Here is a 20,880-nt window from a genome sequence, read left to right as displayed (position 1 = left end):
TAGCCATGATTGCCCGTTCCCTCACCCTTCGCAACATCACCAAGACCTATGACGGCAGGCATATGGCTGCCGACGACGTTTCGCTCGACATCAAGGCCGGCGAGTTCGTCTCCTTCCTCGGCCCCTCCGGCTCCGGCAAGACGACGACGCTGATGATGATCGCCGGCTTCCAGCACCCGACAAGCGGCGAGATCCGCCTCGGCGAACGCGCGATCGACAACCTGCCGCCGCACAAGCGCAATATCGGCATGGTCTTTCAGAACTATGCGCTCTTCCCGCACATGACGGTCGCCGACAATGTGGGATTTCCGCTGCGCATGCGCGGCGTCGCCAAGCAAGACAAGGAGCGCCGTTGCCGCGAGGCACTGGCCAAGGTCGGGCTTCAGGGTTTCGAAGGGCGCGTGCCCGCCGAACTCTCCGGCGGGCAGCAGCAGCGCGTGGCGCTTGCCCGTGCTCTCGTCTTCGAACCGGACATCATTCTGCTCGACGAGCCGCTCGGCGCCCTTGACAAGGCGCTGCGCGAGCACATGCAGGTGGAACTGAAGCGCATCCACAAGGACCTCGGCGTCACCATGGTCTATGTCACCCACGACCAGTCGGAGGCCATGACCATGTCAGACCGGATCGCCGTCTTCAATCAGGGCCGGATCGAACAGGTCGGCACGCCGAACGAGATCTACCGCGCGCCGAAGACCCGCTTCGTCGCATCCTTCATCGGCGACAGCAACCTCATCGAGGGCTCCTCGCTGGGCAACGGAAGGTTCGACACGCCGGTCGGGATGGTCGAGGCGCGGAGCCGCCAAGCGGACCGCAACCGCCGGGCCGATCTGCTGCTGAGACCTGAAATGATCCGCATCGCCGAAACCTCACAGGACGGACGCCAGCCGCTGAAGATCGACAGCACGATCAACTACGGCGACAACCTGCTCGTCATCGGAAAGCTCGGCACGCAGCCAATCCGCATGCGGGTCCCCGGCGCCGATGCGCGCAGGCTCGAAGGCATTTCCGAATGCCACGTGACCTGGCGCGCCGAGGATGTCCACGTGATCGCCTGATCCGAACTCCGGTTGCCGATGGAGCCGCACATGAACGACCGTCCGAATTCCCTCCACGCTCTCGACAAGCAGAGCCTCGTCCACCCCTACACGAACCTGGCCGTGCATCAGGAAACCGGGCCGCACGTGATCACCGGCGGCGACGGCATCTATGTCGTCGACGACGAAGGAAAACGCTACATCGAGGGATTGGCAGGCCTGTTCTGCGCCGGTCTCGGCTTCAGCGAGCAGCGCCTCGTCGAAGCCGCGACGCGTCAGCTCAAAACGATGCCCTTCTATCATTCCTTCGCCCATAAATCGACGGAGCCGGGCATCAGGCTTGCGGAGAAGCTCCTGTCGATCGCGCCGGTCTCGATGTCGAAAGTGTTCTTCGCCGGCTCCGGGTCGGAGGCGAACGACACGGCGATCAAGCTCATCTGGTACTACAACAACGCTCTCGGGCGTCCCGAGAAGAAGAAGATCATCTCGCGCCGCAAGGCCTATCATGGCGTCACCGTCGCGACCGCGAGCCTCACCGGCCTGCCGTTCAACCACCGCGATTTCGATCTGCCGATCGCCAACATTCTCCATACCGATTGCCCGCACTACTGGCGCTTCGCCGAGACCGGGGAAACGGAGGAAGACTTCGCCACGCGGATGGCCAACAATCTCGAAGCGATAATCCTCGAAGAGGGTCCGGAAACGATCGCCGCCTTTTTCGCCGAGCCCGTCATGGTTTCAGGCGGCGTCATCACCCCGCCGAAAACCTATTTCGAAAAGGTCCAGGCGGTTCTCCGCAAATACGATATCCTGCTCATCGCCGACGAGGTGATCTGCGGTTTTGGCCGCACAGGCAACATGTTCGGCTCAGAAACCTACGGGTTAAAGCCGGACATGATCAGCTGCGCCAAGCAGCTGTCGGCGGCCTACATGCCGATCTCCGCCCTGATGATCAACGAGAAGATCGCTGACGCACTTGTCGACCAGAGCCGGAAGATCGGCACTTTCTCGCACGGTTTCACCTATGGCGGCCATCCGGTTGCAGCCGCCGTGGCGCTCGAAGCGCTGACGATCTACGAGGAGATCGACATCGTCGGCCATGTACGCTCCGTCGCCCCCGCTTTCCAGGATCGCGTGCGTAAGCTCGGCGAGCATCCGCTGATCGGGGAAGCGCGCGGCGTCGGCCTCGTCGCCGGCCTCGAATTCGTCAAGGATAAAGTGACCAGGGAGAATTTCCCGCCGGCTTGGCAGGTGGCAAACCAGGCCGGCAAGTTCGCGACCGCCCGCGGCGTCCTGACACGCGGCCTCGGCGACATGGTGAGCCTCTGCCCCGCGATGATCATCGATGACGAGCAGGTCGACGACCTGATGACGCGCATGGGGCTGGCGCTTGACGATACGCTGGCCTGGGCACGCGCGCAGGGACATGTCGGCTGAGGAAAGAGCATGAATCCGGAAACCACTGCAGTCCCCTATGAGCGCCTCGGCATACTGATCGATGGCCGCTGGATATACGAGGCAGAGCGGAGCACCGAGGTGGTGGATCCCGCGACGGGCCAGACGATTGTCCGGCTGCCTTTTGCGGCCGATGGCGAGATTGCCAAAGCCGTGGCCTCGTCGCAGAGCGCTTTCGAGAGCTGGAAGGATCGCTCGCCGCTCGAGCGGGGCCGGATCCTGCGCCGCTTCGCAGACCTCGCGCGCAAGCATGCCGACGAGATCGCCCGTAACATGACGCGCGACCAGGGCAAGCCGCTCAGCGAGGCGATCGGCGAGATCCGTTTCGCCGCCGACCATGCCGATTGGCATGCGGAGGAAGCGCGCCGCATCTACGGGCGGGTCATTCCCGCCCGCGATCCGCGCGTGCAGCAGATGGTCCTTCGCGAGCCGGTCGGGGTCTGCATCGCCTTCACGCCTTGGAATTTCCCCTTCAGCCAGGCGCTGCGCAAGGTCGTGGCGGCGCTTGCGAGCGGCTGCACCATTATCCTCAAGGGACCGGGGGAATCCCCCTCCTCCACGGTCGCGATCGGCCGGCTGATGCAAGAGGCCGGGCTGCCGGACGGCTGTCTCAACATCCTCTGGGGCGACCCGGCCCACCTGTCGGAGACGCTGCTGGCGGCGCCGGAAGTCAGAAAAATCTCCTTCACCGGTTCGGTCGAGGTCGGGAAGCATCTCGCGAGCCTTGCAGGCAGGCACATGAAACGGTCCACGATGGAGCTCGGGGGGCATGCACCGGTGATCCTCTTCGACGACGCCGACATCGAGGCGGCAGCCGATGCGCTTGCCGGCCAGAAGGTGCGTAATGCCGGCCAGGTCTGCATCTCTCCGACGCGGTTTTACGTGCAGGCGAAAGGGCACGACCGTTTCCTGGCACGCTTTGCCGAGAAGATCGCATCGACAAGGGTCGGCAACGGTTTCCAGGAGAGCGTACAGATGGGCCCGCTCTGCCACGGCCGACGCGTCGCTGCCATGGAAGGTTTCGTCCAGGACGCGCGCGAGCAGGGTGCCGAGATCGTCACCGGCGGCGAACGCGTCGGGAACGCGGGCTTTTTCTATGCGCCAACCGTGGTCGCCGCCGGCACCGACGAACTGCGCCTGATGAAGGAGGAGCCCTTCGGACCGATCGCCGTCGTCACGCCCTTCGGCGATTTCGACGAGGTGATCCGGCGCGCCAACAGTCTGCCCTTCGGTCTGGCGTCCTATGTGTTCACAGGCTCGAGCAGCCGCGCACAGAATGCCGCACGCGCTCTTGCAGCCGGAATGGTGAGCGTCAACCATTTCGGCCTGGCGTTGCCGGAGACTCCCTTCGGCGGAATCAACGACAGCGGCTACGGGAGCGAGGGAGGCTCCGAGACATTCGACGGGTATCTGAACACGAAGTTCGTCACGCGTTTCGACCAAATCCCGCAGTGAGCTATCCGACAAGAGAAACGAGCGAGGAAGAGCATGTTTGAAGTCATCGATACCGGCGCCGATCCGTCGGATGTTCCGGTCAGCGAAGCGGTTCACGCCGGCGGTCTTTTCTGGTCCGTTCACGTCTCGGAGGACCCGGTCACCGGCGAGCCGGTCTTTGGCGACATCGAGACGCAGGCACGCCGCACGCTTCAGAACCTCGAAATCGCGATCAAGGCCGCCGGCGGGTCCCTCGCAAATGTCGTGCAGATGCAGGTGTTTCTCACCGAAAGAGCCGACGCTCCCGGCATGAACAGGATCTATACCGAGTTCTTCAGGGAGCCCTATCCGGTGCGCGCGACCGTGGTCGTCAAGGAGCTCATCACCCCGGGCCTGCGCATCGAGGTCCTCGCCCATGCGGTGCTCGAGGGTGCTTGATCGCAGCGCACGGTCCGAATTCAGCAAGGCGGGAGGAACACGAATGTTCGAGAAAATCGAAACCGGAATTGCTGCATCCCGCGCTCCCTTGAGCGGTACCGTGAAGGTGGGCCGGATCGTGAGATCGGCTCACATAGCAAAGAACCCGGAAACCGGCGAACTCGTCACCGGGGACATCGAGTGCCAGGCGCGACAGGTATTCTCCAACCTCCGACAGGCGCTTGAAGCCGCCGGAAGCACGCTAGCCGCTGTCGTGCAGATACAGGTCTATCTCATCGACAGGGCCGATGCCCCGGGCATGAACAAGATATACCGCGAATTCTTCGCGCCTCCATTTCCCGTGCGGGCGACAGTCGTCACGGAGCTCCTTTCACCCGGCATCCGCCTGGAAATTCTCGCCACTGCGGTTTGCTCCCTGGATTGAGCAGTTCAAAGCGATAGCCCAAGCCGGCAGCACTCGTTGCTGCTGCAGCGCGGTCCCTCGCCGCATCTGAAATTCTTGTGATCCGCGCCCCTGCCCGGTTCGGTGCGCGACCATTCTCAACAAGTTTCCATAATTCAAGCAGCGCGTCTTGACGGGCAAACGTATGTGGTGCTTACTGGTAATACCAGTTGGGACCATTTGCATGAACCCTGTGCTATCCGACAGTGCCGACGAACTTGCGGGAACGGAAAAGGTTCTCTCCTTTTTCCGGGAGCAGCTGTTGTCCGGTGCGCTCAAGGTGGGAGACAGGCTGTTGGGCGAGAGGGAGCTTTGCCTGGCCCTCGGCGTATCGCGACCGGTGCTGAGGGAGGCTTTGCGGTCGCTCGCCAATCTCGGCTTTCTCGACATCCGCCATGGCAAGGGCGCCTTCGTGCGCAAGGCCGACGTGGGCGTCTTCGGCGATTTCCTGACGTTCTGCCTCGCCCAGCAGCCCGACATGCTCGACGACATCATGCAGGCCCGTGTCGCGATCGAGTGCCAGGCCATCCGTCTTGCCTGCATCCGCGCGACGGATAGCGACCTCTCACGCATCGGCGGCCTGCTGACCCGGCTGATGGACACGCTCCACAACGCCGAAGACGGGGGTGCTGCGGACTTCGCCTTTCATATGGCGATCGTCGAGGCCAGCCGCAGTCCCGCGCTCGTCACGGTCTACCGCTCGATATCCGACCTTCTGAAGCGCAGCCATGTCCAGAGGCGCGCCGAAACGAGCGACGCGCCGGGCATCACCGACTATCTCGTGGAAGCCCATCGGGAGGTCTTCCTGTCCATTCTCGCGCGCGACCCGGACAAGGCCGACAGGATGCTGCGCGAGCATTTCGCCATCGGCGACGAGCTTCGGCGCAAAAGCTACATAGCTGCCTTCACCAGGAAGGGAGCGCCGCAGGAAGAGGAAAAAGAAGCAGACAGCTAGTTTTATCCAGGGAGGAGGAGAGCATGCTGAACTTTCTGAAACATGGCCGGGTGGCCGGCGCCATGCTGGGAGCCGCATTGTTGGCCGGAGCCGCTTCCGCGACTGAATTGCGCTATGCGCATGTCGGCGCTGAGGGAGACATCCAGACGGTCTATGCGGCACAGGCAGCGGAGGGCATTGCGGCCGCGACCGGCGGCGAAATCACCGTCACAGTCTATCCCGCCAGCCAGCTCGGCGGGGTCGCGGAAATGGTGGATGGCGTGCGCATGGGCTCGATCTCCATGGGCCATCATGATTTCGCCTCCCTGGCCCGACTGGTGCCTGAGGTCGCGGTCTTCAACGCGCCTTTCATCTATCGCGACGGCGCCCATGCGCTCGCTGCGACGGATCCGCAGTCGTCGCCGGCCCTCCAGGCGATCAACGAGAAGCTCATCGCGCAGGGCGTGCGGATCGTCGGGCGCATCTATCGGGGCGACCGCCACATCTCCTCAAACTTCCCGGTAAAGACACCGGCGGACCTTGCCGGCAAGCCTTTCCGAGCGGTCCCGCTCGAACTGTGGGTTTCCATGGTCAAGGGCTTCGGCGCGATCCCCACCCCGGTCGAAGTTGCCGAACTTCCGACCGCGCTGATGACGGGCGTGGTGGTCGGCCAGGAAAATCCACTGACCATGATCGCCTCCAACAATCTCAACGAGGTGCAATCGCATCTGTCGATGACGGGTCACATGCGCGCCGTGCTCGCCGTCTTCATCAATGAGGAAGTCTGGCAGGGATTGAGCGAAGAGCAGCGCACGGCTTTGACGAAAGTCCTCGACGAGGAGGCCCAGAAATCGCTGAAGATGGCGACGGAATCCGAGGCTGATCTGGTCAAGGAACTCAAGGGCCGCGGCATGACCGTCATCACGGAGGCCGAAGGACTCGACGTGGCGGCCTTCAGGGAAAAGGTCGGCGCCCAGATCCGGCAGGACTTCCCGAATTTCGCTCCGCTCATCGAGCAGATTGAAGCGGTGAAGTAACCGACGAGCTGCAGGGGCAAGCCATTGTCCCTTGTCCCTGCAACGCCTGCATTTTTCAGTAAGAATGGGAGGGGAGAAGATGCGTCTGCCCGAACGTGTCCTGACGATTGTCGTGGTTGCCGTGATGGCGGGTCTGGTCATCGTTCCGACGGCTCAGGTCATCATGCGCAGCGTCTTCGGGCTGCCCTTCATCGGCGCGGAGGAACTGACGCGCTTCCTGCTCATCTGCCTGGTGTTCCTCGCCTATCCCCTCGTGGTCGGGCATGGCGAGAATATCGTCATGGGCGAGTTCAAGGCTGCAATGTCGAGGAAGGCGCGCGCAATCGTGAATGTCGCGATTTCGATCTGCGCGATCGGCGTCACGGGGTTCATCGGCTGGGTCACGGCCATGAATATCACCCGGAACCTGACCAACGCCACGCCGACCCTCGGCATCCCATTCTGGATATTTCTGGGCGCTACGCTTTTCGGTTTCGCGGGTGCGGCGCTCGTTCATCTTCTGCATCTGCGCAAGCCGCCGCAGGCGGACAAGAACGTCGCAGTCTGAGAGGTCGTTTCATGGGTTTTCTGGTCGTTGCGGCCTTCCTCGGTCTGTTCATGCTTGGCTTCCCGGTGGTTTACGCCATCCTGCTGCCGTCAATTCTCTACGTACTTGTCGAAGGCTTGCCGTTCGGGCTGCTTGCCCAGCGGATCACCTATGCGCTGGATTCGTTTCCGCTGGTGGCCGTGCCTCTCTTCATCTTCGTCGGCAACCTCATGAACCTTTCCGGCATTACCGATCGCATCTTCCGCTTCGCCTATACGCTCGTCGGGCGAATGCCGGGTGGCCTGGCGCAGGTCAACGTCTTCGGAAGCCTGATCTTTTCCGGAATGTCCGGGGCGGCGCTGGCTGATATCGGGGGCCTGGGGCGCATAGAGATCGATGCCATGAAGAAGCGCGGCTTCGATCCATCCTTCGCCGGCGCGGTAACTGCCGCTTCCGCGACGCTCGGGCCGATCTTCCCGCCTTCCATCCCGCTGATCGTCTACGGCTCGGTCACGAGCGTCTCGATCGTCCAGCTCCTCGTAGCCGGCATCATGCCCGCCGTGCTGTGCACCGCGCTGCTAATGCTCACCGTGCTGATCGTCGCCATCCGACACGGCCATGCACGTGCGGAGCGCTGGCCGACGGCAGGCGAGCTGGTCGGCACATTGGTGCCGGCGCTCCCGGCCATTCTTGCTCCGGCGCTCATGGTCGGCGGCATGACGGCCGGCGCCTTCACACCGACCGAGGCGGCCGCGATAACGGCCGTCTATGTCATCTTCATCAGCGGCGTCCTGTACCGCGAACTGACGCTGGCGCATCTGTGGCATTCGGCGGTTCTGACGGCTCGCAGCTCCAGCGCCATCCTCATCATCGTCGCCTCTGCCGCGCTATTCGGCTGGATTCTGGCGGTCGAGCAGGTGCCTCAGACCTTTGCCGCAGCGCTGCTTGGCTGGTCGAAGGACCCGCTGATGCTGCTGATCATCGCAAATCTGATCTTCTTCGTCGCCGGGATGTTCCTCGACTCGACGACCGCAACGCTGCTTCTCGTTCCCATCATCGCCCCGCCGCTCGTGATGGCCGGTGTCGACCCGGTTCAACTCGGCATCGTGACGATCTTCAACCTGATGCTCGGACTGCTGACGCCGCCTATGGGTTTGTCGCTGTTCCTCGTGTCGGATATCGCCAAAGTCTCGATCCGGCAGTTGCTGCGGGCACTTGTGCCTTTCTACATTCCGCTGGTTTCCACGCTTGTCATCCTCACCCTAGCGAAGGACTTCACGCTGTGGCTGCCCCGTCTGATCGCCCAGTAATCTTTTCTCCAGGAGACACCAATATGCGTATCGTCATCGGTTCCGACCATGCTGGCTTCCACCTCAAGGCCACGATCATCGACCATGTCACCTCGCTCGGCCACGAGGTGTACGACGCAGGCTCATACGATGCGAACCCCGTAGACTTCCCCGACATCGCAAAGATGGTCACTTCTTCGATCGTCGAGGGCAAGGCGGATCGCGGGCTGATGGTCTGCGGCACCGGCGTCGGCGCCTCGATCGCGGCAAACAAGGTGAAAGGTATCCGCGCAGCGGTCTGCCATGACGTGCATTCCGCCCATCAGTCGGTGGAGCATGACGACGTCAACGTCATGTGCATCGGCGCCCAGATCGTCGGCGCATGGTTGGCCAGGGATCTCGTTGCAGCCTACCTCGCTGCCGAATTCTCCACCGACGAGGACTTCCGGCGCCGCGTGCGCAAGCTTGCCGAAATGGACGAGCAGCGCTGAGCATCCGCCGGCCGGTTCCGCGCCGTTCGGCGAAACGCGCGCATCTATTCTTCCTTGCTGACCTCGCCGTCCACGAGGTGGATTCGCCGGTCCATTCGAGCAGCCATGTCCAGGTCGTGCGTCACCGCGACGACCGTCTTGCCGCGCTCGCGGACAAGTCCGTCGAGAATTGCGAATACCTGCTCCGAACTCCTGCTGTCGAGGCTTCCGGTCGGCTCGTCTGCCAGGATCAGCGGCGGATCGTTGGCAAGCGCCCGTGCGACCGCCACGCGCTGGCGCTGGCCGCCCGAGAGCTGATCCGGCCGCTTGTCGAGATGATCGGCGAGGCCGAGCGAGGACAGCAAGTCGGTCGCCCGCGCCCGCATCTCGTCGCGCCCGAGGCGGGCGAGCTTGCGCATGGGAATCTCGACGTTCTCGCGCGCGGTAAATTCCGGCAGGAGGAAATGGAACTGGAAGACGAACCCCATGGTAGCGAGGCGGGTCTCCGCCCGCTCCTTCTCGCTCATGGGCTCGGTATCGCGGCCGCGGACGCGCAGCCTACCCTCCGTCGGCCGGTCGAGCAGCCCCAGGAGATAGAGCAGCGACGACTTTCCCGACCCCGAAGGGCCGGTAACGGCCACGAACTCGCCTTCCTCGATGATGAGATCGATGTCCTTCACCAGCGTTACCGGAACCGTCTCATGCAATATACGCGTGAGGCCGCGAGCCTCGATCAGCGGACTCATGTCGCGCCCCTTATGATGTCCACCGGATTGACGCGTGCTGCGCGGCGGGCGGGGAGGTAGCCGGCGACCGCTGCCGAGGACAGGGCGAAGGCTGTCGCTACGGCGTAGTGAAGAATGCTCCACGCGATCGGCAACCTGGTCATTTCCTGGCCGGTTGCCGCAATTTCGAACCGCACCCGGGAAAGCGCGTAGGTGATCGCAAAACCGAGCGCCCAGCCGAGAAGTGAACCCGCGATGCCGATCGCCAGCCCCTCCATCACGAACAGACGGCGCATGTCGGTTTGCGAAAAGCCGAGCGACTTCATGATGGCGATGTCGCGCGCCTTCTCGTGCGTGATGGTGGACACGATGTTGAAAATGCCGAAACCCGCCACCAGCATGATCGCGGCGACGACCGTGTACATGATGACGTTGCGCACGACGAGCGCTTCGAGAATGGACTCGTTCGCCTCCTGCCATGCGACCGTCTTGTAGCCGAGTTCGGCCTCCACTCGGCGCGCGATGGTGGGCGCGGCGTTCGGATCGTCGAGCTTGATGCGGATCTCGTTGATTGCATTCGGTCGGTTGGACAGGATCTGGGCGTTCTTCAGCAGAACATAAGCCTCGCCTTCGTCGCGCGCCGTGGTGCCGGTATGAAACAGGCCGACGATCTTGAAGTTGCGGGCAAGGCCTTCCGACGACACGGCGGTAATCGTGTCGCCGAGACCGGCACCCAACCTCGAGGCCATCGTATCGCCGATAACGACGTTGTTGCCGCCGGCCGCAAGCGCGGCGAAGCTGCCGGACTCGAAATCCTCGACGATGGGCGAGACCTTCACCTCCTTCTCCGGCTCGATGCCGATCACCACGGCGCCGACTTCGCGGCCGGAGTAGCGGATCACGCCCTGCACGTTCAGGACGGCGGCCAGCCGCCCGGGCATCCATTCTTCGAGCCAGGAGACCGCTTTCGTCGGATTGATGATGCCGCGCCGATCGTCCCTCGGCCTCAGCCCGGATATGGCGACGGCTTCGAAGAGGTCTTCCGCCGGCTGCCGCCGCGCCGAGCGCTGCTCATCGGTCACATCGACATGCGGCATCGTGTCGACGAGCTGGCGAACGAAATCGTCCTGCCCGCCCTGCATCAGCGCCGCCATGGCGATCGAGAAGCCGACGCCGACAGCGACACCGATAACCGCAACGAGCGTCTGGCGGCCGCGGCCGGCGACGTGCGTCAAGGCGATGTCGAAGATCAGGCGCATGGCGTTCAATTCGTCGCTGTTTGCACCACATCCACCCGAGTCCCGTCGGCAAAATCGGGGGACAAGGGCGAGATTATGCGTGCGGTTTCTTCAAGGCCGGAAAGGACCTCTACACCGTCCGTGCCACGGATGCCGGTTTCGATCTCGCGCAGTTTCGCCGTTCCCCCTTCAACCACCGCGACTCTGGTCCCACTGACCGCTGCCGCGGGGATGACCAGAGCATTGCGCGACAGGCGAACCACCACGTTTACGTCGGTCGACATGCCGATTCTGAGCGGCGTGTCCTCCGGCAGGCGAAGGCGGACGCGGTAAGTCTTCGTAACAGGATCGCCTTTCGGCGTAATGCTGTCGACAACCGCCTCGAGCGCGCGCTCTGGAAAGGCATCCGACCGAAGATAGGCATTTTGGCCGACTTCGACCCGCGGAATGTCCTCCTCGTTCACCTCGGCCTCCACGATCAGCGGTCGCGGCTCTCCGACCCAGAAGAGAACTGTCCCAGGCTCGGCGACCTCGCCGATCTCACCGTCTTGCCGAAGCACCCGCCCGTCACTGGGCGCACGCAGCACGTAGGCGGCAAGCCGCGCCTCTTGTCCCGCGATCAACGCCTCCAATTGAGCGACGTCGGTGCGTGCCCTGTCCACGGTCTGCTCGCTTATCGTGTTTCTTTCTGCCAAGGCGAGCTTGCGGCGGTATTCTTCCTGGGCAAGCGACAGGCGCGCCTGCAGCTCGCTCAGAATCGCCCGCGCCTCCGTATCGTCCAGGCGCGCGAGCACGGCACCCTTTTCCACTCGTTCGCCCTCGCAGTTACACTGCTCGACGATCCGCTCGCGCACTGTCGAAGTGACCTTTGCCCAGACGCGCGGCTCCACGACCCCGCTGGCATAGACGATCTCCGCCGCATCGCCGCGCTTCGGCGTCACGATCGAAACGGGGACCGCCCGGGTCGCATGCCAGAAGGCAACCGCACCGACTGCGGCGGCTATCGCAATACCTGCCGCGTAGCGCCTCATCTGCTGCATCAGCCGCACGAACTACTCCTGAAATTCACCCGCAATCTATTGTTATGTTAGCATTAGACCGACCGTCGGTCTATAATTGCGAGCAGGACTTCGCGCAGCCTGCCAACACGTGTAGAACGTATTTCCCCGGTTCAGGACAAATCGATGCCACGAGTGAAGAAATCACCTGACGTCAGAACGAATGAGCTCATCGGTTGCGCTGAACGCCTCTTCTTCGAGCAGGGATACGAAAACACGACCGTTAACGACGTGATCCGGGAGGCGAATGTTTCCAAGGGGGCGTTCTATCACTACTTCGTTTCGAAGGAGGCACTGCTGGAGGCAGTCGCCGCGCGCATGGCACGCCACAGCCTGAAGGAACTGCAAACGGTATTCGAGGATCCCTCTCTCGATGCCGTCGGCCAGCTGAATGCCCTTTTCGCGGGTTCGCGGCGCCTGAAAGTGGAAATGGCGCCGCAGTTGAAGAATACATTCAACGCGTTTTTCAAGCCGGAGAACATCGTCCTCTATCATCGCATCGACGCAGCGGTCAGCGCGGTGACACTCCCCTTTCTGACCGAACTTCTGAGGCGCGGTCACAGGGAGGGGAGCCTCGACGCGCCCGATCCTGAAGCCCTCGCACCGATGCTGCTGTATTTGCGGCTTGGCGTCGCCAAGACGATGCATCGGGCCCTGCAGCAGACCGAAGCCGGGGACCTGGACGGTGCGGCGCGGACGTTGGATGGCTGGATGCGCACCTACGGGATGGCCGTCGAGAGGTTGCTGAAGATCCCTGAAGGGACGATCGAGGTAACGGAACCGGGCTTTTCGCGCGCATTTCTGGAAGCTTCCGTCTAGCTCCTTGAAGCTGCACACCTCCGGGCGGAAAACCGCTGCGCACTTTTCTTTGGAATTGCTCAGATATCCCCGATATTCACCGGTGGTAGCCCTGATGGGTCAGTGGAGCCGAAGCATTATGCGTGCTAGTCCTTCGTCAGCCGTCTCGAACGGGGGAAGACGGTCAGAGGCCTGGCGCTTCAGCGACTGGCCTCGCCGGGGCGGGGGCACCGCACGCAATTCGAGGCTCTGACGAAATCAGGGCTCACCGAGTGAAAGGCCCCGACCGGTGTCGGTCAGGGCCCCATTCATTTCCCACCAGCTCAATAAGACAGCACGGACACGGCAATACGTTCTCCCGCACAGCTCATTACAAGCCATAGCGATGCAAGAAGATGTGTCGGTGCAAGTGGGATATTACACAAACGTATTACTATAACCAGTAACAAATTGGGGGTATTCGCGTTAAAACGTCGCCGAATACCATCTGTTCTAAGGCGAGCCGGAGCTACCCTCCCCGAACGGATGAGCGCCAGACGAGATCGGGCCGAAAGCGGACCGAATGGTGGACCGGCTCCTGCCCGCTCTCGTTGACGAGCCACGCCACGGCCTCACGGGCTATCATCTCGACTGGTTGCGCGAAGGTCGTCAGGTCATAGGAGGACCAGGAGGCCTGCTCTATATCGTCGAAACCCGCGACACAGAGCTGATCGGGAATGGAGACCCGGAACTGGTGCCGCGCGGCATCCATGAAGCCGCAGGCGAGTAGATCGGTGGCACAGAAGACCGCATCGGGGCGCTCACCCAGCGTCAGCAGCCGCTGCGCCAGAACGCGGCCGCTCTCGTAATTTGTCGGCCCGTGGCGCTCGACCAGAACCGGAAGCCCCATCGCTTTCGCCGCCGCCACGAAACCGTGCTCGCGCGCCATCAGACTCGGGGTACCGGCCTGCGAATTTGCGAAGGCAAGACGCTGGCAGCCGGCCCGGATGAATGCGGTGACCACCCGCCCCGCCGCCTCCGCGTCATCGAGATTGATGCGAAGCGGGCCTTGCTGGTCGTCGTCCCGGTTGATGAGGACGAGGCGCTGGCCGTTCTTGAGGCAGAGTTGCGTAATCGACCGGTCGGGCATGCCGGACAGGATGATCGATGCATCGGCGCGGTACCGGATTGCCTGTCGCAAGGCGAGATCGACGCTTCCGTCGGAGCGGTCGGTGTTGATCAGCATGGCGATCTTGCCGGCATTCTGCAATTGCTGCGTCATCGCGCGGATCAGGTTGGCACGGTAGGGCGTGCTCATTTCGGATACGATGAGGCAGACGATGCCACTTTCGTTGCGCATCAGTCCGCGCGCGAGATGATTGACGTGATAGCCGAGCGCTTCCGCCGCCTCCACCACCCTCCGCCGTGTTTCGGACGAGACGCTCGCGCCGGGCGTAAAGGTACGGGAGACGGCTGAACGTGAGACTCCCGCCCGCTCTGCGACTTCCTGGGCGCTGACAAACGGCTTCTGCGGCATCACGATCTCTCCTCGACCTTGCACGAAGAATTGCACTATTTTGCAAATGCGTGCAACGCAGTCATATCGCGCAATATCGAACAATTTCATTGACACTCCCCGTATCCTCGTGCAGCATTTGCACGCGCTTGCAAAAAGCGTCCGGCACGGAGGCGCCGGCACAATCTGGGAGGAAACCGATGGGTTTGGTTAAACTGGCCGCGGCAGCGCTCGCCGCGGGCGCGACGTTCTTTGCCTTTTCCGCGCGGGCCGATGGAAATCTCAATCTGATCTGCTCGGCCGACGTGGTAATCTGCGAGCAGATGAAGGGCGCCTTCGAAAAGAAGACCGACATCTCCGTCAACATGGTTCGCCTGTCTTCGGGCGAAACCTACGCCAAGATCCGGGCCGAGGCGCGCAACCCCAAGACGGACATCTGGTGGGCGGGCACCGGCGACCCGCATCTGCAGGCCGCCTCCGAGGGACTGACGCTCGAATACAAGTCGCCGATGCTCGGTGAGCTGCATGAATGGGCCGTCAAGCAGGCCGAGAGCGCCGGCTATCGGACGGTCGGCGTCTATGCCGGCGCGCTCGGCTGGGGCTACAACACAGAGATCTTCAAGCAGAAGAACCTAAAGGAGCCGAAGTGCTGGGCGGACCTGCTCGATCCGTCCTTCAAGGGTGAAGTCCAGATTGCCAATCCCAATTCTTCCGGCACCGCCTATACGGCGCTCGCAACGCTCGTTCAGATCATGGGCGAGGACGAGGCTTTCGACTATCTGAAGAAGCTGAACGCAAACGTGTCGCAATACACGAAGTCCGGCTCCGCACCGGTGAAGGCCGCGGCGCGGGGGGAAACCGCAATCGGCATCGTGTTCATGCACGATGCGGTGGCGCAGACAGTGGAAGGCTTCCCGGTGAAGTCCGTGGCGCCCTGCGAAGGCACCGGCTACGAAATCGGTTCGATGTCGATCATCAAGGGCGCAAAAAACCTCGACAACGCCAAGAAATGGTATGACTGGGCGCTCTCCGCCGACGTGCAGTCCAGTATGAAGGAGGCGAAATCGTTTCAGCTTCCTTCCAACAAGACGGCCAAGGTGCCGGAAGAGGCGCCGAAGTTCGAGGACATCAAGCTGATCGATTACGACTTCAAGACCTACGGCGATCCGGCCAAGCGCAAAGAGCTCCTGGAGCGCTGGGATCGGGAGATCGGCGCAGCCGCGAACTGATCGCCAACGCGCCTTCCAGAGGGGATTCGAGCCGCCGGGAAACGGCCGGCTCGAATCCACAATCTCGGCCAGATGAGCTGTTCCCGTCGCGCTCTGTCCAACAGAAACGATCTCGCCTGAATTCAGGGCAACTCATCGCGACACGGCGGCACGGACAAGCCTATCCATGAAAACTCACAACCGCAGACTGGATATCGCGCTGGCTCTCGGGCTTGCCGCTTTCGTGCTCCTTCCCTGGTACAGGATCGACGGCGGCTTCTTCGGTTTCGGCTGGCTTTGGGTCTTTCCGGAAGATCGGGCCGCAGCGCCGGGTCTCGTTCAGATAACTTCCTTCGGTAAATGGTGGTTGATGCTTCCGGCTCTGACCATGATGGTTGCCGCGGCTGCCCGCTTCATCTCCGATCCAGCGCGGCGAGGAAGCCTTCTTGCCTGGGCAGGCGCCGGCGGTATCGTCGTCCTTGCCCTTCAGGGTCTCGCTATCGGCTTTTCCGGCTGGAACTGGACGATCAGCGAAGCGCTGTTCGGCGCGCTTGCGGAGGGCCAGCCCTCCATGGGAGCGGGAGCTGTGCTTGCGGCGCTCGTCTTCGTCCTCCTTTTCGCCTTCGGGCTCGCCGAACGCGGCGTGATGAAGGGCGACGCGTTCGTCGTCTCGGCCATCTCGCTCCTTGTCTTTCTCGTCGCCGTCTTCGTCTTCTATCCTGTCGGGAGCATGCTGGTCGGCGCCCTCCAGGATTTCGACGGCTCCTTCAATCCGGACGGCTTCACTCGCAACATCATCGATCCATCGATCTGGAGTCTCGACTGCGTCATCGGCGGCGGGCGTTGCGGGGTTGCCTGGCGAACTTTCTGGCTGGCGGTGATGACGGCCGGCGGCTCGACCATCCTCGGCCTTGCCTTCGCACTGGTCGCGACCCGTACAGGCTTCCGTTACAAACGGAGCCTCAGGCTGTTGACGGTGCTGCCGATCATCACGCCTCCCTTCGTGGTCGGCCTGGCGCTGACCCTGCTCTTCGGTCGGTCCGGCGTCGTCACCGAAGCCCTGTCCACCCTGACCGGCGTCGAGCCCGGCCGCTGGCTCTACGGCCTCACCGGCATCTGGATTGCGCAGGTCCTGTCCTTTACGCCGATCTCCTTCCTTGTGCTGATCGGCGTCGTCGAGGGCGTAAGCCCGTCGATGGAGGAGGCCTCGCAGACGCTGAGGGCAGACCGCTGGCGCACCTTCTGGCGCGTCTCGCTGCCGCTGATGAAGCCGGGTCTCGCCAATGCATTCCTCATCGGCTTCATCGAAAGCATGGCCGATTTCGGAAATCCCCTGGTGCTAGGCGGCAGCCATGGCGTGCTTTCGACGGAAATCTTCTTCGCCGTCGTCGGCTCGCAGAACGACCCCTCCCGGGCCGCCGTGCTCGCCATCATTCTCCTGTGTTTCACGCTCACGGCCTTTCTGGCGCAGCGTTTTTGGCTTTCGGGAAGGAACTTTGCGACGGTCACCGGCAAGGGCGACAGCGGCGCCCACGCCGCGCTGCCCCGCACTGTTTCGATCGCGGTCCATGCCCTGGTGATCCCATGGGCGCTCTTCACGCTCGTCGTTTACGGCATGATCCTCGTCGGCGGCTTCGTGAAGACCTGGGGGCTGGACAACTCGTTGACGCTCGCCCATTACATCAAGGCTTTCTCCGTCGAAATACGCGACGGCGGCATCGCCTGGACGGGCGTTGCCTGGAACTCCTTCTGGACGACGATGGAGATCGCCCTCATATCGGCACCGCTGACGGCAGCCGTCGGCCTCCTCACAGCCTATCTGATCGTCCGTCAGCGGTTCGCCGGCCGCGAACTCTTCGAGTTCGCCCTGATGATGAGCTTCGCCATTCCGGGGACGGTCATCGGCATCAGCTACATCATGGCCTTCAACCTGCCGCCGCTCGAAATGACCGGCAGCGCGCTGATCCTCGTTGCTTGTTTCGTCTTCCGCAACATGCCCGTCGGCGTGCGCGGCGGGGTGGCGGCGATGAGCCAGCTCGACCGAAGCCTGGACGAGGCATCTCTGACGCTCCGGGCCGACAGCTTCCGTACCATCCGCAAGGTCATTCTGCCGCTTCTGCGGCCGGCGATCACGGCCGCCCTCGTCTATTCCTTCGTGCGCGCGATCACTTCGATCAGCGCCGTCATCTTCTTGGTCAGCGCCGAGTACAACATGGCGACGGCCTATATCGTCGGGCTGGTCGAGAACGGCGAATACGGCGTGGCGATCGCCTATTCCTCCATGCTGATCGTGGTGATGATAGCGGTCATCGCCGGCTTCCAGCTTGTCGTCGGCGAACGCAGGCTTCGGCGCGAAAACCGCGTCCAGGCCGTTGCCCGCGCGCCCGTGCCCCTTCCCCAGGAGAAAACCGCATGACCGTCGTGGCTCCCGGTTCCGTCGTCTTTCGGAACATATGCAAGCAATTTGGTGCCTTCACCGCCATTCCCGACCTTTCGCTGACCATCGAGCCAGGCACGCTCGTCACGTTGCTCGGGCCCTCCGGCTGCGGCAAGACGACGACGCTTCGGATGCTCGCCGGCCTCGAACATCCGACATCCGGCCGCATCCTGATCGGCGGCAAGGACGTGACGATGCTGCCCGCGAACGAGCGCGACGTCTCGATGGTCTTCCAGTCCTATGCCCTATTTCCGCACATGAACGCCCTCGACAACGTGGCCTACGGCCTGGAGTCGTCAGGTATGAGGCGCAAGGAAGCGCGCGAAAGAGCCGAGGAAGGACTGGCCCTCGTGGGCCTGCCCGGCATGGGTCAGCGCCTGCCCGCCGAGCTCTCCGGCGGGCAGCAGCAGCGCGTCGCGGTCGCCCGTGCACTGGTGCTGGAGCCCCAGGTTCTTCTCCTCGACGAGCCGCTTTCAAATCTCGATGCAAGGCTGAGGCGCCGCGTCCGGACCGAAATCCGTGAATTGCAGCAGCGGCTCGGTTTCACCGCTGTCTATGTCACGCACGATCAGGACGAAGCCCTTGCCGTCTCCGACCGCATCATCGTGATGCATGACGGAAACATAGCCCAGGAGGGCGCCCCGCGCGAACTCTACGAAACGCCGGCCTCCGCCTTCATCGCCGACTTCATGGGCGAAGCCAACGTCGTTGCCTGCGACGTGATCGACGTAGACGGTCACGAGGCCACGATCCGCGTGGAACGGCTGACGCATCGCGTGAACGGCCGCGGAATGCGCCCCGGACCGGCGAAGCTCGCGGTGCGCCCGAACGCGATCACGCTGGAGCCGTCCGCGGCCGGCAGTTTTTCAGGCGAAATTACCCATACGGCCTATCTCGGCGATCATGTGGAATACGAGGTCAAGACGGCAGCCGGGACGCTCTTCGTGGTCGACCCGGCGGTGGAGCGGGCACTTGCGCCCCAAACGAATGTGGCAATCGCCTTCAAGGAGCGCGGCATTGCCCTCATCAACGGTTAGCCCCGGCAATTTGCAACCAAGGATTCCCTAATGACATCTCACGTCGTCCCCGGGCTCGAAGCCCGCCTGGCATTGGCCGAAACCATCGGGCGCGAGGCGGGCGCGATGGCGCTCGATTTTTTCGCTCGGCGCGAAACGCTGATCATCGAAACGAAGCGCGACCCGCAGGACCTGGTTTCCATCGCCGACCGCGAAGTCGAAAATCTCATCCGCGATCGAATCGCGGAGGCGTACCCGGAAGATGGCGTGCTCGGCGAAGAGTATGGCCTCGTTCCCGGCCGCTCAGGCTTCACATGGGCGGTCGATCCGATCGACGGCACGAGCCCATTCGTCAACGGCATGCCCAACTGGTGCGTCTCCATCGCCCTCATTCATGCCGGCATACCGGTTGTGGGGGTCATCGCCGCACCATGCCATGGTGAACTCTACGCGGCAGCACTCGGCCTCGGCGCACGGTTAAACGGCAAGGCGCTCACACTCGATGGCTCGCGCACCATTCGCAACCACGTGACCGGGCTCGGCGCCAACAACTATGTCAAGCCGGCCTTCGTCGGACAGATGGTCGAAAACCTGCTGGAGGCCGGCGGCACCTTCATGCGCAACGGTTCCGGCGCACTCATGCTTGCCTATGTGGCCGCCGGACGTCTGGTCGGCTATTACGAACCCTACATGCACGCCTGGGATTGCCTCGCCGGCTATTGCCTCGTCCAGGAAGCGGGCGGCTGGTACCTGCCCTTCCCCACTGAGGGAGAGAGTTTGATCCGCGGCTCGATCGTCCTTGCCGCCGCGCCCGGCGCAGTCGAGGACCTGAGGAAGCTCGCGGGCATCTGACACTCGCTCCGACGCTGACTTGGAATTGCAGCCTGAACGCCGCGGCTGCAACTTTGAGTTCGCCACGTTCCTCAGCCGCTAAGCCTGCTCCTTGACCCGGGATTCGGCGTCCCCTATTTCAACTCCATGGATATGACTGACCAGCCGCGGGCGCATTCGAAGTTAAATTCGACAAGGCTGGCGCTTCAGAGATTGGAACGCGGGCGGGATCCGTGGGCGCTGCGCTGGCAGGCGCTGCTTGCCATCATCGACCTCAGCATCCTCGCCTTTTTCATCCTCGGCCCCTATCTGAGAGCAGGTCCGTCCTATCTCATCATCGACTACATCATCGCCGCATGGATCGGCTGCGAACTCATCGCAAGAGCGTTTGCCGCGCCTTCGATCGGGCGTTTCCTCCGGCGGCCGATGACCTGGGTCGATGTGATCATTCTCGGCACGCTTCTCTTCCCCGACCTGCTGTTCAACTTCGCATTCCTCAGGGTGATGCGCATCTGGGCGATCGGCAAGAGTCCGCTCCTGCTGGAAGGTCTTCGCCGCGCCGGGTGGTCGCATCTGCAGGATGTCTTCCGTGCCTGCCTGAACTTTCTCGTGTTCCTCTTCGTTGTCACGGGCTTCGTTTACACGACGTTCTTCTATCACCGGGAAGGCGGCGAGGGTTTCGTCGATGCTCTCTATTTCACGGTGGCCACCATCACCACGACGGGCTTCGGAGACATCACCCTGCCGGGCACGCTCGGCAAGCTCACCTCCGTCATCACGATGATCGTCGGTATATCGCTCTTCGTCAGGCTAGCCCAGGCCGTCGTCAGGCCCTACAAGGTCAGTTTCCCCTGCCCTCAATGCGGCTTGCAGAGGCACGACACCGATGCCGTCCACTGCAAGGCCTGCGGTCATCTGCTCAACATACCCGATGAGGGTGACTGAGACGTTTCGAGGCGTGAGGCTTTCACTGTTTCAGTGAAAGCCTCTAACGCTAAAATACTGCGCATCTCCG

Annotated in this window: 20 protein-coding genes; 16 read left to right on the top strand and 4 right to left on the bottom strand. The window is 62.7% G+C overall.

Annotated elements, in window-relative coordinates; all coding sequences use genetic code 11:
• Positions 1–5 precede the first annotated feature (5 nt).
• The 10 genes from PZL22_RS05700 to rpiB all read left to right on the top strand — a co-directional run bounded on the left by PZL22_RS05700 (position 6) and on the right by rpiB (position 9,080).
• Positions 6–1,055, top strand: a complete 1,050-nt coding sequence (locus tag PZL22_RS05700; RefSeq protein WP_003525819.1) for an ABC transporter ATP-binding protein — start codon at positions 6–8, stop codon at positions 1,053–1,055.
• Between the two features lie 30 nt (positions 1,056–1,085).
• Positions 1,086–2,471 (top strand): aspartate aminotransferase family protein, encoded by a 1,386-nt coding sequence (locus PZL22_RS05695; RefSeq protein WP_003525818.1) that lies wholly within the window; start codon positions 1,086–1,088, stop codon positions 2,469–2,471.
• 9 nt (positions 2,472–2,480) lie between these two features.
• Positions 2,481–3,944 (top strand): NAD-dependent succinate-semialdehyde dehydrogenase, encoded by a 1,464-nt coding sequence (locus PZL22_RS05690; RefSeq protein ID WP_003525817.1) that lies wholly within the window; start codon positions 2,481–2,483, stop codon positions 3,942–3,944.
• Between the two features lie 33 nt (positions 3,945–3,977).
• Positions 3,978–4,361: a RidA family protein gene (locus tag PZL22_RS05685; protein WP_003525816.1), complete on the top strand. Its 384-nt coding sequence runs from the start codon at positions 3,978–3,980 to the stop codon at positions 4,359–4,361.
• Positions 4,362–4,404: 43 nt separating this feature from the next.
• Entirely contained in the window at positions 4,405–4,785 is a 381-nt protein-coding gene (locus tag PZL22_RS05680; RefSeq protein WP_013850010.1) for a RidA family protein, read from the top strand.
• A 202-nt stretch (positions 4,786–4,987) separates the two neighbouring features.
• Positions 4,988–5,758, top strand: a complete 771-nt coding sequence (locus tag PZL22_RS05675) for a FadR/GntR family transcriptional regulator (RefSeq protein WP_003525813.1) — start codon at positions 4,988–4,990, stop codon at positions 5,756–5,758.
• Positions 5,759–5,781: 23 nt separating this feature from the next.
• On the top strand, positions 5,782–6,774 hold the full coding sequence (locus PZL22_RS05670; protein ID WP_003525811.1) for a TRAP transporter substrate-binding protein: 993 nt from the start codon (positions 5,782–5,784) through the stop codon (positions 6,772–6,774).
• Between the two features lie 79 nt (positions 6,775–6,853).
• A complete protein-coding gene (locus PZL22_RS05665) occupies positions 6,854–7,321 on the top strand; it encodes a TRAP transporter small permease (protein ID WP_003525807.1) in 468 nt (155 codons plus the stop codon).
• Positions 7,322–7,332: 11 nt separating this feature from the next.
• Positions 7,333–8,610, top strand: coding sequence for a TRAP transporter large permease (locus PZL22_RS05660; protein WP_003525806.1), 1,278 nt, complete (start codon positions 7,333–7,335; stop codon positions 8,608–8,610).
• A 23-nt stretch (positions 8,611–8,633) separates the two neighbouring features.
• Positions 8,634–9,080, top strand: a complete 447-nt coding sequence (gene rpiB / locus PZL22_RS05655; RefSeq protein ID WP_284718259.1) for a ribose 5-phosphate isomerase B — start codon at positions 8,634–8,636, stop codon at positions 9,078–9,080.
• 44 nt (positions 9,081–9,124) lie between these two features.
• Here rpiB and PZL22_RS05650 read toward each other — a convergent pair whose 3' ends face one another.
• From PZL22_RS05650 to PZL22_RS05640, 3 genes are read right to left on the bottom strand one after another with little or no spacing between them, the layout of a single operon-like run.
• Positions 9,125–9,805: an ABC transporter ATP-binding protein gene (locus PZL22_RS05650; RefSeq protein WP_003525804.1), complete on the bottom strand. Its 681-nt coding sequence runs from the start codon at positions 9,803–9,805 to the stop codon at positions 9,125–9,127.
• A complete protein-coding gene (locus PZL22_RS05645) occupies positions 9,802–11,043 on the bottom strand; it encodes an ABC transporter permease (RefSeq protein WP_003525803.1) in 1,242 nt (413 codons plus the stop codon). The genes PZL22_RS05650 and PZL22_RS05645 overlap by 4 nt, the downstream gene beginning before the upstream one ends.
• 5 nt (positions 11,044–11,048) lie before the next feature.
• Entirely contained in the window at positions 11,049–12,071 is a 1,023-nt protein-coding gene (locus tag PZL22_RS05640) for an efflux RND transporter periplasmic adaptor subunit (RefSeq protein ID WP_033048185.1), read from the bottom strand.
• A gap of 135 nt (positions 12,072–12,206) precedes the next feature.
• Here PZL22_RS05640 and PZL22_RS05635 point away from each other — a divergent pair, with 135 nt between their 5' ends.
• The gene (locus tag PZL22_RS05635) at positions 12,207–12,899 is read left to right on the top strand and encodes a TetR/AcrR family transcriptional regulator (protein WP_003525801.1); all 693 of its coding nucleotides are present in this window, start codon (positions 12,207–12,209) and stop codon (positions 12,897–12,899) included.
• A gap of 487 nt (positions 12,900–13,386) precedes the next feature.
• On the opposite strand, the gene PZL22_RS05630 is transcribed toward PZL22_RS05635, so the two are convergent.
• The gene (locus tag PZL22_RS05630) at positions 13,387–14,394 is read right to left on the bottom strand and encodes a LacI family DNA-binding transcriptional regulator (RefSeq protein ID WP_033048184.1); all 1,008 of its coding nucleotides are present in this window, start codon (positions 14,392–14,394) and stop codon (positions 13,387–13,389) included.
• 179 nt (positions 14,395–14,573) lie between these two features.
• On the opposite strand from PZL22_RS05630, the gene PZL22_RS05625 reads away from it, so the two are divergent.
• From PZL22_RS05625 to PZL22_RS05605, 5 genes are all read left to right on the top strand, one after another.
• Positions 14,574–15,602, top strand: a complete 1,029-nt coding sequence (locus PZL22_RS05625) for an ABC transporter substrate-binding protein (RefSeq protein WP_003525799.1) — start codon at positions 14,574–14,576, stop codon at positions 15,600–15,602.
• A gap of 166 nt (positions 15,603–15,768) precedes the next feature.
• The gene (locus PZL22_RS05620) at positions 15,769–17,997 is read left to right on the top strand and encodes an ABC transporter permease (protein ID WP_003525798.1); all 2,229 of its coding nucleotides are present in this window, start codon (positions 15,769–15,771) and stop codon (positions 17,995–17,997) included.
• Positions 17,994–19,055 (top strand): ABC transporter ATP-binding protein, encoded by a 1,062-nt coding sequence (locus PZL22_RS05615; RefSeq protein ID WP_003525797.1) that lies wholly within the window; start codon positions 17,994–17,996, stop codon positions 19,053–19,055. The genes PZL22_RS05620 and PZL22_RS05615 overlap by 4 nt, the downstream gene beginning before the upstream one ends.
• A 30-nt stretch (positions 19,056–19,085) precedes the next feature.
• Positions 19,086–19,886 (top strand): inositol monophosphatase family protein, encoded by an 801-nt coding sequence (locus tag PZL22_RS05610; protein ID WP_003525796.1) that lies wholly within the window; start codon positions 19,086–19,088, stop codon positions 19,884–19,886.
• 126 nt (positions 19,887–20,012) lie between these two features.
• Positions 20,013–20,810, top strand: a complete 798-nt coding sequence (locus PZL22_RS05605; RefSeq protein WP_033048183.1) for a potassium channel family protein — start codon at positions 20,013–20,015, stop codon at positions 20,808–20,810.
• Positions 20,811–20,880 lie beyond the last annotated feature (70 nt).

The organism is Ensifer meliloti (genome assembly GCF_030064585.1).
GTDB lineage: Bacteria > Pseudomonadota > Alphaproteobacteria > Rhizobiales > Rhizobiaceae > Sinorhizobium > Sinorhizobium meliloti.
This window is presented reverse-complemented; position numbering and strand designations above follow the sequence as displayed.